Origin of the sequence: Flagellimonas sp. HMM57 (assembly GCF_021390175.1) — a bacterium.
In the GTDB taxonomy this organism is placed as follows: Bacteria; Bacteroidota; Bacteroidia; order Flavobacteriales; family Flavobacteriaceae; genus Flagellimonas.
In genome coordinates this window covers 3,729,147-3,744,478 of record NZ_CP090004.1, presented here as the reverse complement: position 1 = coordinate 3,744,478, position 15,332 = coordinate 3,729,147, and the positions used below count along the sequence as shown (strand labels likewise).

At 38.9% G+C, this 15,332-nt stretch carries 15 protein-coding genes; 10 read left to right on the top strand and 5 right to left on the bottom strand.

Features of this window, described 5'->3' with window-relative positions; translation table 11 throughout:
- The first annotated feature begins 10 nt into the window (after positions 1–10).
- From LV716_RS16615 to LV716_RS16590, 6 genes are all read left to right on the top strand, one after another.
- Positions 11–631 carry an NTP transferase domain-containing protein gene (locus tag LV716_RS16615; RefSeq protein WP_163418898.1) on the top strand — a complete coding sequence of 207 codons (621 nt, stop codon included), beginning with the start codon at positions 11–13 and terminating at the stop codon, positions 629–631.
- On the top strand, positions 621–1,688 hold the full coding sequence (locus tag LV716_RS16610; RefSeq protein WP_163418897.1) for a HesA/MoeB/ThiF family protein: 1,068 nt from the start codon (positions 621–623) through the stop codon (positions 1,686–1,688). The genes LV716_RS16615 and LV716_RS16610 overlap by 11 nt, the downstream gene beginning before the upstream one ends.
- A 17-nt stretch (positions 1,689–1,705) precedes the next feature.
- Positions 1,706–2,908, top strand: coding sequence for a molybdopterin molybdotransferase MoeA (locus LV716_RS16605; protein ID WP_163418896.1), 1,203 nt, complete (start codon positions 1,706–1,708; stop codon positions 2,906–2,908).
- Between the two features lie 84 nt (positions 2,909–2,992).
- The gene (locus tag LV716_RS16600) at positions 2,993–4,003 is read left to right on the top strand and encodes an XdhC family protein (RefSeq protein ID WP_163418895.1); all 1,011 of its coding nucleotides are present in this window, start codon (positions 2,993–2,995) and stop codon (positions 4,001–4,003) included.
- Between the two features lies 1 nt (position 4,004).
- Complete coding sequence (locus LV716_RS16595; protein WP_163418894.1) at positions 4,005–4,601, top strand: NTP transferase domain-containing protein; 597 nt, start codon at positions 4,005–4,007, stop codon at positions 4,599–4,601.
- A 65-nt stretch (positions 4,602–4,666) separates the two neighbouring features.
- A complete protein-coding gene (locus LV716_RS16590) occupies positions 4,667–5,686 on the top strand; it encodes an amidohydrolase family protein (protein ID WP_233759169.1) in 1,020 nt (339 codons plus the stop codon).
- A 3-nt stretch (positions 5,687–5,689) separates the two neighbouring features.
- Here the strand turns inward: LV716_RS16590 and LV716_RS16585 are convergent, their stop codons facing one another.
- Together LV716_RS16585 and LV716_RS16580 are read right to left on the bottom strand one after the other, a co-directional pair.
- Positions 5,690–5,833 (bottom strand): hypothetical protein, encoded by a 144-nt coding sequence (locus LV716_RS16585; protein ID WP_163418892.1) that lies wholly within the window; start codon positions 5,831–5,833, stop codon positions 5,690–5,692.
- Between the two features lie 178 nt (positions 5,834–6,011).
- Positions 6,012–6,644, bottom strand: a complete 633-nt coding sequence (locus LV716_RS16580; protein WP_163418891.1) for a GntR family transcriptional regulator — start codon at positions 6,642–6,644, stop codon at positions 6,012–6,014.
- An 89-nt stretch (positions 6,645–6,733) separates the two neighbouring features.
- Here LV716_RS16580 and treF point away from each other — a divergent pair, with 89 nt between their 5' ends.
- Complete coding sequence (treF, locus tag LV716_RS16575; protein WP_163418890.1) at positions 6,734–8,320, top strand: alpha,alpha-trehalase TreF; 1,587 nt, start codon at positions 6,734–6,736, stop codon at positions 8,318–8,320.
- Between the two features lie 61 nt (positions 8,321–8,381).
- Here treF and LV716_RS16570 read toward each other — a convergent pair whose 3' ends face one another.
- Both LV716_RS16570 and LV716_RS16565 read right to left on the bottom strand, forming a co-directional pair.
- Positions 8,382–8,708, bottom strand: a complete 327-nt coding sequence (locus LV716_RS16570; protein ID WP_163418889.1) for a helix-turn-helix transcriptional regulator — start codon at positions 8,706–8,708, stop codon at positions 8,382–8,384.
- Positions 8,698–9,123 carry an SRPBCC domain-containing protein gene (locus LV716_RS16565; protein ID WP_163418888.1) on the bottom strand — a complete coding sequence of 142 codons (426 nt, stop codon included), beginning with the start codon at positions 9,121–9,123 and terminating at the stop codon, positions 8,698–8,700. Before LV716_RS16565 ends, LV716_RS16570 begins: the two co-directional genes overlap by 11 nt.
- Positions 9,124–9,441: 318 nt before the next feature.
- Here LV716_RS16565 and LV716_RS16560 point away from each other — a divergent pair, with 318 nt between their 5' ends.
- Together LV716_RS16560 and LV716_RS16555 are read left to right on the top strand one after the other, a co-directional pair.
- Positions 9,442–12,690, top strand: coding sequence for a sialidase family protein (locus tag LV716_RS16560; protein WP_163418887.1), 3,249 nt, complete (start codon positions 9,442–9,444; stop codon positions 12,688–12,690).
- 10 nt (positions 12,691–12,700) lie between these two features.
- Complete coding sequence (locus LV716_RS16555) at positions 12,701–13,348, top strand: class I SAM-dependent methyltransferase (protein WP_163418886.1); 648 nt, start codon at positions 12,701–12,703, stop codon at positions 13,346–13,348.
- A gap of 56 nt (positions 13,349–13,404) precedes the next feature.
- On the opposite strand, the gene LV716_RS16550 is transcribed toward LV716_RS16555, so the two are convergent.
- Positions 13,405–13,884 (bottom strand): hypothetical protein, encoded by a 480-nt coding sequence (locus LV716_RS16550; RefSeq protein ID WP_163418885.1) that lies wholly within the window; start codon positions 13,882–13,884, stop codon positions 13,405–13,407.
- 141 nt (positions 13,885–14,025) lie between these two features.
- Between LV716_RS16550 and LV716_RS16545 the strand changes: the two genes are divergently transcribed.
- Positions 14,026–15,330 carry a dienelactone hydrolase gene (locus LV716_RS16545; protein WP_163418884.1) on the top strand — a complete coding sequence of 435 codons (1,305 nt, stop codon included), beginning with the start codon at positions 14,026–14,028 and terminating at the stop codon, positions 15,328–15,330.
- Positions 15,331–15,332: the final 2 nt, after the last annotated feature.

Here is a 15,332-nt window from a genome sequence, read left to right as displayed (position 1 = left end):
AGATTGAAGTGTGAAAAATACAAACGAACATAAAATACCAAAGCTATATGGTTTAGTACTTGCAGGGGGCAGGAGCACCCGTATGGGAACCGATAAAGGGTTGATTCCTTATCGCGGTATTCCGCAGCAAGAGTATCTGTACCAACTTTTGGGTACCATCTGCGATACTGTCTTTCTTAGTATACGGGAAGAACAAGAGACAGCATTGACAAATAGCTTCAATACAATAATTGATAAAAATGAATATCGGGGGCCGTTCAACGGCATACTCAGTGCGCATAGCAATTATCCAGAAGTGGCTTGGCTTGTACTGGCATGCGATTTACCAATGATTGACAAAGAAGCACTGCAATTGCTTTCAAATAGTCGAAACACAAATAGATTGGCCACCTCTTTTGCAACAAAAGAAACTGGATTACCCGAACCTTTGATTACAATTTGGGAACCGGCTGGATTGCAAAAATCCATTTCATTTTTAAAAACTGCGAAAAGTAGCTGTCCACGAAAATTTCTTATCAATTCTGATATTCAACTCGTTCATCCAGAACAAGATGAACTACTGTACAATGCCAATTCCATTGAAGATTACGAGTTTATCAAATCAAAAATTGCTTTGGCCGATGGAGGATAGGTATAGTAGACAAACAAGTTTGAAGGAATTTGGCCCAGAAGGTCAATCCAAATTGATAAATAGCAAGGTCCTGGTAGTTGGTCTAGGCGGGTTGGGCATTCCTATCCTGCAATACCTGAATGCCATGGGCGTGGGAATGTTAGGACTTATGGACCAAGACGTTGTGGAATTGCATAACCTGCAGCGACAAGTACTGTATACCGAAAAAGATTTAGGAAGATTAAAACTGGAGGTTGCCCACGAAAAATTAAGTGTTCAAAATTCACAGACCGTTTTTGGCTTACATGACACTTTTCTGACCAGGGATAATGCACTGGACACTATAAAAGATTATGATGTCGTAGTCGATGCGACCGATAACTTCCCAACACGTTATTTGATAAATGATGCTTGCGTAATTCTAAATAAGCCTTTTGTTTACGGAGCTTTACATGGTTTTGAAGGGCATGTTAGCGTATTTAACCATGAAAACGGACCTACATACCGCTGTTTATATCCAGATATGCCAACCCCAAATGAAGTACCAAACTGCAATGAAAATGGCGTTATGGGGGTTTTACCTGGGATAATAGGAACATTACAGGCCTTGGAAACCATAAAATTGATATCAGGGGTAGGAGAAATACTTTCTGGAAGCTTGTTGATTTATGATGGATTAAGCCAGCGCACCACCAAAATGAAGTTTAAACCGCAGCTTTCGAATACTAAAATCACTGAACTCAAGGAAACTTATCAAACCGATTCTTGCGAAATAGTAGCTGAGGTCAGCGTAGAAACCTTTTTAGAACTCAGGGAATCTAAAACACCTTTTACCTTGTTAGATGTTCGAACTAAAGGGGAATTTGACCGTGGCCACCTTCAGGAAGCAATACATCTACCTTTGAATACGTTGCAACTGCCCAAACAACTATCTAAAAGTCATCACGATATTTATATCGTCTGTCAATCTGGAAAACGGAGTGCAATTGCTACAAAACAACTCCAAATGGATTATCCTGAATTAAAGTTTTATAATATTTTGGGAGGAATGAACAAATTAATGACCTTATCGTCATAAGTATCAAACCAAATGATATGATTACGTTCAAAGTGGCACTGCAAGCTGTACTTGAAAATGTGGAAGACTACGGAACTGAATCTGTTCCATTGCTACAGGCAAACAATCGAATTTTGGCCGAAAGCATCGTTGCCGATAGGGATTTTCCACCTTTTAATAGAGCTACCAAAGACGGCATTGCAATACAATATAAGAACCTTGAACCGAATAAAACAGTGTTCAAAGCTACAATGGTGGCCCAAGCCGGAAATCCGCAACTTATTCTAGAGGATAATGCTACATGTATCGAGGTAATGACAGGTTCCATGGTGCCTGAAAATGCAGATACAGTCATCATGTACGAGCACACATCCGAAGATAATGGGATTTTTACCGTGGAAAATGCAGTAGTCAAAGGACAAAATATCCATTATAAGGCAAGCGATATTGCAAGTGGTGAGGAATTACTTCAACCGGGGCTCAAAATTAATGCAGCTGAAATTGGTGTATTGGCAACTGTTGGCAAATCTGAAGTTCTGGTCAAAAAACTACCAAAAATAGCTGTTGTAGCTACAGGCAACGAACTGGTCAAAGTTGATGAAACTCCGTTACCACATCAAATACGAAAATCGAATACACATTCACTGGCAGCTCTTTTAGCTGATGAAAATATAACAGCGGAAACCTATCATTTTAACGACGATGAATCCATATTGCAGCGTAATTTGGAATCACTTCTTACTGATTATGATGTTTTACTTTTAAGTGGCGGGGTTTCCAAAGGAAAGTTTGATTTTTTACCTAAAACTTTTGAAGAACTGAGCGTTAAAAAGATATTTCATAAAGTGCTCCAGCGACCTGGCAAACCATTTTGGTTTGGAAAACATGAAACCAAAAAATCAATAGTATTTGCATTTCCAGGCAATCCAGTATCAACTTTTGTAAATTACCATCTATATTTTAAACCATGGCTTAACAAATCTTTAGATACAGAATCATCTCAATTTACTGTATTTTTAGAAGAACCTTTTGTAAACAAAACTGACTTAACAATGTTTGTAGGTGTGAAGACTAGAATCAAAGAAGGTGTTCTATGTGCAAATACGTTGAATACATCAGGGTCCGGTGACCTTTTAAATCTGTCTAGAGCGAATGGTTTTGTACAAATGGAACCCAATCAAGCCGTTGGAGAGGATGGGGCTGTATTATCATTTATACCTACGAAAAGTATTATTGTTTAAAACATATCAATGAATTATGGCGATAATCGTCAACTAGCAATTAGGTGTAAGAATTGAGATTTTAAAAACTTGAAACCCTTTTAAATGACCCACGAGCTAAAAAATATCATCCAACAATATGAAGAAGGCAGGCCAAATTCCCAAAAAGCTATTTTGGCGACCGTTGTTTCCTTAGAAGGTTCATCATATCGTAGACCTGGAGTACGTATGTTGATTTTTGAAAATGGAGATATGGTGGGTGCAGTAAGTGGTGGATGTGTGGAGAAGGAAATCCTAAGGCAAGCACAATCGGTTTTTACCAATGGAGTGCCAAAAGTAATGGTCTACGATGGCAGATATCGTTTAGGCTGTGAAGGCATTCTGTATATTCTATTGGAGGTTTTTGATCCAAGCCCAGACCTGATAACCCAGTTTTGGAGCACCATTTTGCAAAGAAATACATTTGAGATACAATCATTCTATGAAAAGGAGCATACTGCGCATGAAGATTTTGGAACCTTTTTCCGTTTGGGAGCCGTTGCATACCCTATAAATCAAAGTGTCCAAAAACAAGACATAGATTTGTTGTATTTTGAGCAAAAGATGCAACCTTGTTTTCAATTAATGATCATTGGTGCAGAGCATGATGCCGTACAATTGTGCAAATATGCAGCTTTAACAGGTTGGGAAGTTACCATTGTTGCCAACCCACGAGAAGAGAAAACTGAAAATGATTTCCCAGGCATTCACAAACTCATTACCGTCGAGCCAGAATCTTTCCGACCAAAACTGGACGAGCAGACCGCCGTGGCCATAATGACCCATAGCTTTGTTAAGGATTTACAGTATCTCGTCGCTTTGAAGGACCAAAAACCAGCTTATATGGGTCTTTTGGGCCCTTTTAAAAGACGGGAAAAGTTATTTGATGAATTATTGGAACGACATCCAGATATTTCGGAAAACTTCCTAGACCAAATACACGGTCCAGCTGGAATTGATATTGGAGCAGAAACACCGCAAGAAATCGCAATAGCTGTTTTGGCTGAAATTTTAACTGTTGTACGTCATAAAGAGCCAATGCTCTTAAAAAACAAAATGGGTAAGATTCACAACTAATATGTCCAAATCTATTGCTACACTGATATTGGCTGCAGGAGCTTCAAAAAGAATGGGGAATTCAATAAAGCAGTTGCTTCCTTGGGGAAAGACCACACTTTTAGGACATGCACTTGAACAAGCACAGAAAGTAACGGCTCACACATATGTTGTTTTAGGGTCCAATGCGAATGAGATACGATCATCCATTTCTGAAGCAAACTTGGTTTATAACCCCAAATGGCAATCCGGTATTGGAAGTTCAATTGCTGTAGGAGTAAAACATACTTTAGAACATGATAAGAATTTTGATGGAATTTTAGTCATGCTTGCTGACCAGCCAATGATAGATTCGGTATACTTAGATTTGATGAAAAAGAAATTTAATGATGGTGAATCAATCATAATAGCAACAGCCTATGAAAATAAAGTTGGTGTCCCTGCAATTTTCCACCGTTCCATTCTCTCAGAACTTCTTGAACTTGATAAGGATTCTGGTGCAAAACAGATTATAGAAAAGTACATAGATGATACCGAACGTGTTTTTCCCAATGGAAAGGAAATTGACATTGATACACAAGAAAAATATTCACAACTGCTTGATAAAATGATAAATTAACCATGAGAACCTATATTATAACTTTACTATTCTTTCTTTGCTTTTTATGTACAAAGAGTCAAGAAATGGGGTTTGAGGAGTATAATCCCAAATCAACATTGGTAGTTCCAGAAAACCCTGTCGACAAAGCCAAGTTTACCTTTATCGATGTCCATAGTCATCAATTCAACATGGCAACACAAGATTTGTCCGCTCTAGTACGAGATATGGATAAAATGAATATGGGCGTCATGGTCAATCTGAGTGGTGGTTCTGGTGAAGGCTTGCGGGATATGCTGAAAAATGTCAACGATAATTATCCCAATAGGTTTGTAATTTTCGCCAACATAGATTTTAGCGGAGTTGGTAAGCCCAATTGGGGAGAAGAAGCTGTAAAACAGTTGGAATCTGATGTAAAAAGTGGAGCAAAAGGACTAAAAATCTACAAAAGCTTGGGATTACGGCACAAGGATATCAATGGAAAACGTATTGCGATCGATGACTCTAGGCTAGACCCTATCTGGACAAAATGTGGTGAATTGGGAATTCCCGTATTGATTCATGCAGCTGATCCAAAATCATTCTGGGACCCTATGGACAAAGACAATGAAAGATGGTTGGAACTGAAAACGAGGCCTAGAAGGAAACGCTCCGCTACCAATCCTGCACCTTGGCAACAGATTATTGACGAACAACATCGTATGTTCAAAAAGCATCCAAAAACCAAGTTTATCAATGCGCACATGGGATGGTATGCAAACAACCTGGCTAGGCTAGGGGAGTTAATGGATGAAATTCCCAATATGTCTGTTGGTATAGGTGCTATTATAGCAGAACTGGGACGCCAACCCAGAATGGCAAAGAAGTTCTTCTTAAAATATCAAGATAGAATCCTATTTGGTAAAGACAGCTGGAAACCAGAAGAATTTCCAACCTATTTCAGGGTTTTGGAAACTGATGATGAATACTTCCCATACTACAAAAAATACCATGCTTTTTGGGCAATGTACGGATTGGATTTGCCCGATGAAGTATTACAAAAGGTATATTATAAAAATGCGTTGAATTTAATTCCTGAAGTGGATAAATCGTTATTTGAAAAATAACGGTTAATTGTTGGTTTTATGTATTTCGGGTGGGTTTGTTTCATTTTCCAAATCCTGAAAAATTCCACAAGATATCTGTTTTTTCACCAATGATTTGGATTTTTTTCGCTTGACCAAAGCCTCAATCTCTTTATTCAGGAATTGCATGGGACAGATTTTATTCATTACATATAACGAATCCTTCCAAAGTTTAGTCTATGTTAATTATCATTAGAATTCGCAAGGGCCAATCCTTGGGTGTCCCATCCAACTGGTTATAGCACAAAACGAACCAAGGTCCATAACAAACCGTCTGGTTTTTTTGATTCAGATGCCTCGATACAATTCATTCATCTATTTGATTTTCAATATGTTTCAACACAAACATCCAATTCATTTTTAATATCAAGGCAGCGGTCGGTATATTATCGTCTTCAATGGCTTGAATCAAAGCTTCATTCTGATTGTTCACATTTTCATAAAAAGAAGCTTCATGCTTGCCAAATCCTTGTTCATAAAATAGTAATCTAGCCTTTAGGTCTTCAAGCAACTGAATTAAAATGATATTTGCACAACGGCTTATCAAAGCCCTATGAAATTCAAATCTTTCTTTCAACTTTCCAGAATCTGTATTCGCTTGTTTCAATCTGGTCTGGTGCAGTCGTAGAACCTGAATGAATTCAGGAGTGAACGAAGAATTCTCCAACGCCATTAATTCAAGTTGGGATATGGTTTCGTAGAGGTTTTTTGCTTCAGCTTTGCTTAGTTCAAAAATAACAAAACCTCGATTTGGAACCGCCTTAATAATTCGAGCCTGTTCCAATTGGCTCAAGGCTTCGCGAATTGGAGTGACACTAATCCCCATTGTTCTGGATAAACGCGCCAGATTAATGGTTTTGCCCACCTCTAATTCTCCCATCTGGATTTGTTCTAACAAATGGGATTTTACTTGATTTCGTAGAATGCTAAGACTATTCATGGCTTTAAGATACAAATCGTATACGATTTTAACGTTTTTTCACTTTAGGTTATTACGCTTATATTTAATCACTTTAAAATTTTATAGGCATGCATAAGTTTTGTTTTGGAATAGTACTGTGTTTTATTGTTTTTAGCTGTAAGGAAGCAACCAAGTCGGTTAAAGAGGTTGATTTTTACGATTCACAGCTTTTCAAAGACGTTCAGCTGACTACTATTTTTAAGGATTCAAAAACTTTTGTCGACTTGGTTCCAAAAAATACCATTTCAATTTTAGAAGCTAAATATCTTGTTGAAAAAGAAAAGGAAGGCTTTGACCTTAAAGCTTTTGTTGAAGAAAATTTTGAGGATAGGTCAATGCAAGCCTTGGAATTTGAAACGGACACAACAAAAACCATGTATGAGCATATCTCGTTGATGTGGGACAAGTTGACCAGAGGTCCGGATAGTAGCATTGCCAACTCCTCACGAATAGCGTTGCCAAAAAAATATGTTGTTCCCGGCGGTCGTTTTCAAGAAATCTACTATTGGGACAGCTATTTTACCTTAGAAGGTTTATTGGCTGATGGCAGGGACGATTTAGCACAGGATATGGTCGATAATTTTGCTTTTTTGATCGATACCGTAGGTTTTATACCAAATGGTACGCGTAACTACTATAGAACCAGGTCGCAACCGCCATTCTTTTCCCTTATGGTTGACGCCATTTCACGAAAAAATGAAAAAATATTAAAATCATATCTATACCAATTGGACAAAGAGTATAATTTTTGGATGGATGGAATCCAGGATACCAATATTGTTGGTCCAAAGAATCATGTGGTTCGATTAGGAGAGGATAAAGTCTTAAACAGGTATTGGGACAAAGGATATACGCCAAGACCCGAAGCTTATAAGGAGGATTTGCATTTGGCCAGTGTATTTGAATCTGATTCTTTACAGCGAATACTCTTCAATAATCTCAGATCAGCTGCAGCTTCGGGCTGGGATTTTAGTTCTAGATGGTATACGGAAAAAGGAAGTTTCAGTACCACAAAAACCGCTGATATACTTCCCGTCGACCTAAATTGCTTGTTATATTTTATGGAATGTACCATTTCAAAAATATATTCAGAAGATGGCTTTACCAATTTAGGGCTTCAGTTTAAAGCTAGGGCCGAAAATCGTAAGAAAGCTATCTCCAACTATTTTTGGAATGAGGAAACAGGATTTTATCACGATTATAACTTTGTAGAAAATGAAAATACTACAGAACTCACGCTGGCAGGAGTTTTTCCTTTATACTTCAATGTAGCTTCAGAGGAGCAGGCCAAACAAGTAAAGGAAATGATAATGGATAAATTCCTAAAAGAAGGTGGACTGGTTACTACTTTGGAACATTCGGGCCAGCAATGGGATGCTCCGAATGGTTGGGCCCCTTTACAATGGATTGCCGTTAAAGGGTTACTTAACTACGGATATACCAATGAAGCTAAGGAAATTATGCAGCGATGGCTGGCACTGAACGAGAAAGTGTATAAAAACACTGGAAAAATGATGGAGAAATACAATGTTGAGGACTTGACATTGCTTTCTGGAGGAGGGGAGTACGAAACTCAAGATGGTTTTGGATGGACCAACGGGGTTGCGCTTGGGTTCAAGAAGATACTGGAGGAACTTAGCGAAGACAATAAATAAATTCTTGCGTTTGGTCGTAAACCAATTTGAGATGTATAATACCCTTTTCAGTTTAAATAGTCTAAGATTCGTTATTGTCCAAAAAAGTACCCAAGTCGTTTAGGGTCTTATCCCAAAATCTCTCATAAAACTTGGCCCATTCCGTAATTTTTTCAAGCGGTCTGGCATCCGCAACACAAAAGCGCTCCCTTCCTTTTGCAGTAATATCTACCAATCCTGCATCTTGAAGTGTTTTTATATGCTTTGTGATACCTTGACGACTAATTTCAAACTGACCTGAAATCTGGGTTATGGATAGGGCAGAAGAGGCAATGACCAAGGCATGAAAAATTTCACGCCTTTTAGGGTCTGCTATTGCTTTTAGAATTTTGGTAATATTATCTTGCATGAATCTGTTTTGGTAAAAATGTTTCAAGTTTATCTATACAACCATTCCATCCCGCATCAAAGCTTGAAAAGAACGTTACGGCAGAGTTTTCTGGATAGTTGGAAATACCCGAGTGCTCAAGAACAAGCTTAGTTCCTTTGTCATTTTCAGTAAGTTCCCACTTTACAATCGTTTCAATATCCGTTCCTTCTACGATCCAAGTATATATTAATGTAAATGGCTCCGCATGTTTAACTACTCCAGTGATTTTTTGACAATCCTCTTCAAGACTTGAAAACGTATAGGCATATCCTGATTTAGCTTCAAAATCCGCTTTAACAAACCAAGAGGAGATTTCATCAGCTTTAGAAATGGCATCCCAAACTTTTTGTATGGGATAATTAAAACTGTGTTCTTTTCTGATTACATCTTTCATTTTATTTTGTTTTATTGGTTAATAATGCAACTAATTGGTTGCTAATTTATGTAAATAATTTTAAAAAGCAACTAAAAGGTTGCATTTAAATATTGTAAACATATTTATCTACATAAGAAATTAATTTTCCACACCTTGATTAAGTCAACGAATATTCAGGAACACCATTGGTAAAAAAATTAGGTCATAAAGTAGGTTTTTCAATATGTATGCACAATGCGCTTATTTTTTCAAAAAAGCCTTTTTTTCACATTTCTTTTAGAATTAAGACGTACGCTTTTGGTTATCTTACGATGCAATTTCAACCAAAAACTTCACATGTCACATTTCTCAAATTTTTTCCTCGTAGCACTTCTATTTGTCTCTTTAACTTTTAATACATCAGCCCAAAAACCAGACTCCACAACTTACAAAGGACTAGAGTTTAGGAGTATTGGTCCAGCAATGACTTCGGGACGTATTGCCGATATCGCCATTCACCCCAAAAACGAAAGTGTTTGGTACGTAGCGGTAGGCTCTGGTGGCGTCTGGAAAACAATAAATGCCGGTACCACATGGAAACCAATTTTTGATAAAGAGTCCAGTTATTCCATTGGTTGTGTAACGATTGACCCAAACAATACCAACACAGTTTGGGTAGGTACGGGTGAAAACGTAGGTGGAAGGCATGTTGGCTTTGGAGATGGTGTGTATGTAAGCCATGATGAAGGAAAGACATGGAAGAACATGGGACTCAAAATATCAGAGCACATTTCCAAGATTATGGTACACCCAGAAGATTCAAACACAATATGGGTGGCATCGCAGGGGCCTCTTTGGAGCAAAGGTGGCGAACGTGGGCTTTATAAATCCACAAATGGTGGGAAAACATGGAAAAGAACTCTGGGAGACGATCAATGGACAGGTGTTACCGATATGCTGATTGACCCTACCAACCCAGATGTATTATATGCCGCAACATGGGATAGGCACAGAACAGTGGCGGCGTATATGGGCGGTGGTCCGGGTTCAGGCATACATAAAAGCACTGATGGTGGCGAAACTTGGTCTAAGTTGACCAATGGTATTCCAAAGTCTAACCTAGGTAAAATTGGACTGGCAATTTCTCCTTTTGACCATGAGACTATTTACGCTGCTATAGAATTGGACCGAAAGAAAGGTGGTCTTTTCATTTCCAATAACCAAGGTGCATCTTGGACCAAACAATCCGATGCAGTATCTGGTGGAACCGGTCCACATTATTATCAAGAGCTCTACGCATCACCACACCAAGAAGGGAAACTCTATCTGATGAGCAATTATGTTCAAATCTCCAATGATCATGGCAAAAGCTTTGAACAAATGAATGAGAAAAAGAAGCATGTGGATAGCCATGCCATGGCTTTTAAGGCATCCGACCCAGATTATGTACTTTTTGGTACAGATGGAGGGTTGTACGAATCTTATGATCTGACCAAAACATGGCGGTTTTTTGAAAACCTTCCGCTTACACAGTACTACAAAGTTGCGGTTGATGATACGGAACCATTTTACAATATTTATGGGGGCACTCAAGATAATGGTTCACACGGTGGGCCATCAAGAACAACCAGCGAAGCTGGAATTCTAAGCTCGGATTGGTGGAAAACTCTAGGTGCGGACGGGCATCAATCAGCCGTAGAACCGGGCAATCCAGATATTACCTATGGGGAGTTCCAACAGGGTTGGTTATGGCGGATTGATCAAACAACGGGTGAAACCGTGTTTATTCAGCCGCAACCATCAGCGGGTGAACCTCATGAACGTTTTAACTGGGATGCACCTATATTGGTAAGCCCACACAATCCAAAGCGCTTATATTTTGCGTCGTATCGTGTTTGGAAATCAGAAAACAGGGGAGATGACTGGACAGCCATCTCAAAAGACCTGACCCGAAATGAAGAGCGGTTGAACTTACCTATTCTAGGAAGACAGCAAAGTTGGGACAATCCTTGGGACGTAGGTGCCATGTCCAATTACAACACAATTACTTCATTGGCAGAATCGCCTGTACAAGAAGGTCTTATTTATGCGGGCACAGATGATGGGATTCTTCAAGTGACCGAAGATGGTGGTACGAGTTGGACTAAAATAATGCTGGGAGATATCAAAGGAGTTCCAAACCGGGCTTTTGTCAACGATGTAAGAGCCGATTTATATGATGCCAACACGGTTTATCTTGTGCTTGACAATCATAAAGAGGGTGATTTTAGGCCATTTCTTTTGAAAAGTACAGATAAGGGCAAAAGTTGGGACTTTATAAATGGAAATTTACCTAAGCGTTTGCTCACATGGCGAATTGTACAAGACCATAAGGTAAAAGGACTTTTGTTCGCTGCTACAGAATATGGAATTTATTTCACTAAAAATGGAGGCAGCAACTGGATACAGCTTGATGGTGGTTTACCCACTATATCGTTTCGGGATATCACCATTCAGCGAAGAGAAGATGATTTAGTGGGCGCCTCCTTTGGTAGGGGCTTTTACATTTTGGACGACATCTCCCCATTACGGGAATTTGATGCTTCAAAAATGAATGAAACCACTCTTTTTAAGGTTAAACCAGCGTATTGGTATATTGAGCGAAGTGCTCTTGGTAGTCAAGGCAATACGCAATATGTAGCAAAAAACCCTCCGTTTGGAGCAACGTTCACTTACTATTTGCCAGAGAAGTTAAAAACTTTGAAAGATTCACGAACGGAAAAAGAGAAAGTGCTTAACAAACAAAACGGCAATATTACTTTTCCGGGCTGGGAAGCATTGGAAAAGGAGAAAAATCAGGAGAAGCCTGCACTAATGCTCATAGTAAAAGACAGTAATGGAAATGTAGTCAATTCAGTAGAAGGTACGAACAAGAAAGGATTCAATAGGGTAGCTTGGAATCTTACTTATGCAGATAGGTCGGGTATCCCATTAAAAAAACCAAAAGGGGATGATGATAATTTCTTTGGCTCTCCCTATCTGTCCACACCGGGAACCTATTCCGTTGAATTGCATCAGCGTTTAGATGGTGGCTTCAAACAACTTTCGGAAATACAGACTTTCCAAATAAAACCTTTAAAAGAAGGTGCCTTACCTGCTAAACCGACCTCAGAAATCGATGCTTTCCGGGAGATGCACCAGAATTTCCAACAAGATATAGCCGCCACAAACTCCATCTTGGAAAAGAGCATTTTAAAAACCAACGCTATGAAACGTGCTCTGGATGAGGCAGAAAGACCTACATCGGCATTATATTCAAAAATATATAATGCTCGCACTGGACTTTTGGAGCTCAACAAACAAATGAAGGGCAATCCAGCTAAAAATGAAGTAGGGGAGAAGACACCACCAGCACCAGGAGACGGCAGTTTTGTTGGTTATGTCGCATTAGGAAACACATATGGCCCAACCGGTAATCACAAAGCTGCAATGGGACGAGCTCAGAACCAATTGAAAACCATCAAAAAAGAGTTAGGTGTATTGATTACTACAATGTCCAATTTGGAAAAAGAACTAAAAGCTGCTGGAGCTCCTTGGATTGAAGAGCAAGGACTTATAGAAAACTAAACCTAAGAGCATGAGTCACTTCAGTATTGCTATAGTTTTTTGTTTGTCTTTGCTTAGTGGTTTGCAGGCACAATACACCGAGTCTGACTGGGCGGAACGCGATGAATGGATGAAAACCCAAGTCTTGTTGGATATGGCCAATGTTTCTGTAGATGATAGGGTAGCGGATATTGGATGTCACGAAGGTTATCTAAGCATTCATCTGTCAAAACTGGTCCAAGATTATGGAGAAGTATACGCTGTGGATGTAAGGGAAGATAGATTGGCAACACTTAGTGCTAATGCGAAAGAACGTAAACTTACCAATATAAAAACAGTTTTGGGAGAATATGATGACCCAAAACTGCCTAAAAACAGTTTTGATGTGGTTTTTATTATGGACACCTATCACGAAATGGAATCCCATGAAAAAATCCTTCAGCACGTGAAAAATGCACTGAAAAAAGGAGGCAGGCTTATGATTTTGGAGAAATTGAAGGACAGGGTAAAGGGGAAGACAAGAAAAGAACAGGTAAACGCCCATTCATTAAGTCCAGGATATGTTAGAAAAGAATTGAAGCAGGCAGGTTTTACTATAATTTCCGAAATTGAAAATCATGGCAAATGGGAGCTGGAAGATGATAAACAAATGTGGGTGATTTTAGCCCAGAAGCTTTAAAAAGTATTGGGCGGTATGCTAATTCACTCTTTAGCAACAAAAGATATTACGTGCTATCAATTCTGTCTTAATTCATAAATATAGCTCAAGATACCCGGTAAATCTTCACCCGATTCATTAATTAACTGCTGTCCATCAATTTCGAGTGTTGATAGAACATCATTACCAGCAAAAGTGACTTCGTTTTCATCAGAAAACCAAGTTCCAGTTGCTGAAATAGCATCTGAACAGCTTATGGCATATTGGTTGTTTGTAATGGGAGTTATTGTTATGGCCGTCTGTTCGTATGTCCATACCAAATCACCATCAATCAAAAGTGTACCAGAGATACAGTCCAGCTCATCCATCAGATTTGTAGAGGCTGTACCATCCATGTTTATGTCCTGCGCCTCACTAACATTTACTTCTACCAAATCCCAAAGTCCAAGAACAGCAAAATTAGGTGGGTCGATTGCTTCTTGTCCATCATCAAGACTACAAGAAGAACATAAAACAAGTACTATCGAAATACAGAGAATTTTATTGATTGTGTTCATAAGTCAATTTTTTCTTCAAAGTAAAACAATTTAATTAAAACTCATTTATTGAAAGTTAAATCCTTACAAGTTCAACCAAAGCACTGTTTACTTTTTGTCCATAAATTCACTACATTTAAGAGATTTGATAAAACTTTATAAATGACAAAACCAGCCTATTTTTCCTTTTTCCTTTCTACTATTTTTTCTTTTTTGATGTATCAAAACTCACACTCACAAAGTGACTTCTTAATTGGGGATGCCTTACCAGATGCCCCTGAACTGGCTCGTCGTGGAATGTACGGTGTAGGAGTTAAAACTATCGATTTACTGCATGAGAACCAGTTGGATGTACTAAGTATTAAAGAAGGTAAAGGTGAGCAATATGACCGTCCCATCATAATAGAGGTCTGGTATCCAGCAAACATTCCAGAAAATGTTGAAGAATTGGAAACGTACACTCAAGTGCTGGGGAAAAATGCCACTGAAGGTCGTCCTGTAGTTCCTTTCACTTTTCAAGGTCGGGCACTTAGGGATGCTACTATTATTAAAGATAAGGGGAAGTTCCCATTGGTAATTTTATCCCATGGATATGTGGGCTCACGATTTTTGTTCACATACCTATCAGAAAACTTGGCATCAAAAGGATACGTAGTGGTTTCCATTGACCATACCGATTCTACATATAAAGATGCTGCTAATTTTACGAGTACTTTGGCAAATAGGTCGTTGGACCAATTATTTGTTTTAAATGAAGTTGAACGACTTTCCTCAAACACAAGCGATAGTTTCCTTGCCAATTTGGTAGATACTTCCAATACAGGGCTCGTTGGCTATTCTATGGGCGGCTATGGAGGTCTAAATACCTGTGGTGCTGGTTATAGCAAAGCGGCAATAGCTTTTTTTAAATCGATGACAGGAGGCAGTGATGCATTGGATAAACTCGGCATGGCCCATGAATCCTATACCGCTTCCATTGATACACGAATAAAAGCGTTTGTAGCACTGGCACCTTGGGGAATGACCAATGGTGTATGGGATGAGACTGGTCTTACAGGTCTAAAAACCCCTACGTTTTTTGTAGCAGGTAGCGAGGACGATATTTCCGGATATGAAAAAGGAATCAAGGCCATTTATGAAGGGGCCGTAAACAGTGACCGCTACTTGTTGACCTATATGAATGCAAGGCATAATGTAGCTCCCAATCCTCCAGCAAATGCAACAATGCAAGAAGGATTGCATATTGATGAATATTTAAGGTATGCGGATTCAGTTTGGGATATGAGAAGAATAAACAATGTTAATCAGCATTTTATAACCGCTTTTTTGGGCACGTATTTAAAAGGGGAGGACTACAGTGACTATTTAAATCTAGAACCAGATTCAAATACAGGGGATTGGAAGGGTTTTAAGCCAAGAACTTCGGTCGGAATGGAGTTACTCCATGCATCTGCAGGAAAGGAATAATT

Excerpts from the sequence above, each read along its gene's own strand:
- LV716_RS16610 (WP_163418897.1), top strand. The coding sequence starts at position 621 with ATGGAGGATAGGTATAGTAGACAAACAAGTTTGAAGGAATTTGGCCCA.
- LV716_RS16605 (WP_163418896.1), top strand. The coding sequence starts at position 1,706 with ATGATTACGTTCAAAGTGGCACTGCAAGCTGTACTTGAAAATGTGGAA.
- LV716_RS16600 (WP_163418895.1), top strand. The coding sequence starts at position 2,993 with ATGACCCACGAGCTAAAAAATATCATCCAACAATATGAAGAAGGCAGG.
- LV716_RS16595 (WP_163418894.1), top strand. The coding sequence starts at position 4,005 with ATGTCCAAATCTATTGCTACACTGATATTGGCTGCAGGAGCTTCAAAA.
- LV716_RS16590 (WP_233759169.1), top strand. The coding sequence starts at position 4,667 with ATGGGGTTTGAGGAGTATAATCCCAAATCAACATTGGTAGTTCCAGAA.
- LV716_RS16585 (WP_163418892.1), bottom strand. The coding sequence starts at position 5,833 with ATGCAATTCCTGAATAAAGAGATTGAGGCTTTGGTCAAGCGAAAAAAA.
- LV716_RS16580 (WP_163418891.1), bottom strand. The coding sequence starts at position 6,644 with ATGAATAGTCTTAGCATTCTACGAAATCAAGTAAAATCCCATTTGTTA.
- treF (WP_163418890.1), top strand. The coding sequence starts at position 6,734 with ATGCATAAGTTTTGTTTTGGAATAGTACTGTGTTTTATTGTTTTTAGC.
- LV716_RS16570 (WP_163418889.1), bottom strand. The coding sequence starts at position 8,708 with ATGCAAGATAATATTACCAAAATTCTAAAAGCAATAGCAGACCCTAAA.
- LV716_RS16565 (WP_163418888.1), bottom strand. The coding sequence starts at position 9,123 with ATGAAAGATGTAATCAGAAAAGAACACAGTTTTAATTATCCCATACAA.
- LV716_RS16560 (WP_163418887.1), top strand. The coding sequence starts at position 9,442 with ATGTCACATTTCTCAAATTTTTTCCTCGTAGCACTTCTATTTGTCTCT.
- LV716_RS16555 (WP_163418886.1), top strand. The coding sequence starts at position 12,701 with ATGAGTCACTTCAGTATTGCTATAGTTTTTTGTTTGTCTTTGCTTAGT.
- LV716_RS16550 (WP_163418885.1), bottom strand. The coding sequence starts at position 13,884 with ATGAACACAATCAATAAAATTCTCTGTATTTCGATAGTACTTGTTTTA.
- LV716_RS16545 (WP_163418884.1), top strand. The coding sequence starts at position 14,026 with ATGACAAAACCAGCCTATTTTTCCTTTTTCCTTTCTACTATTTTTTCT.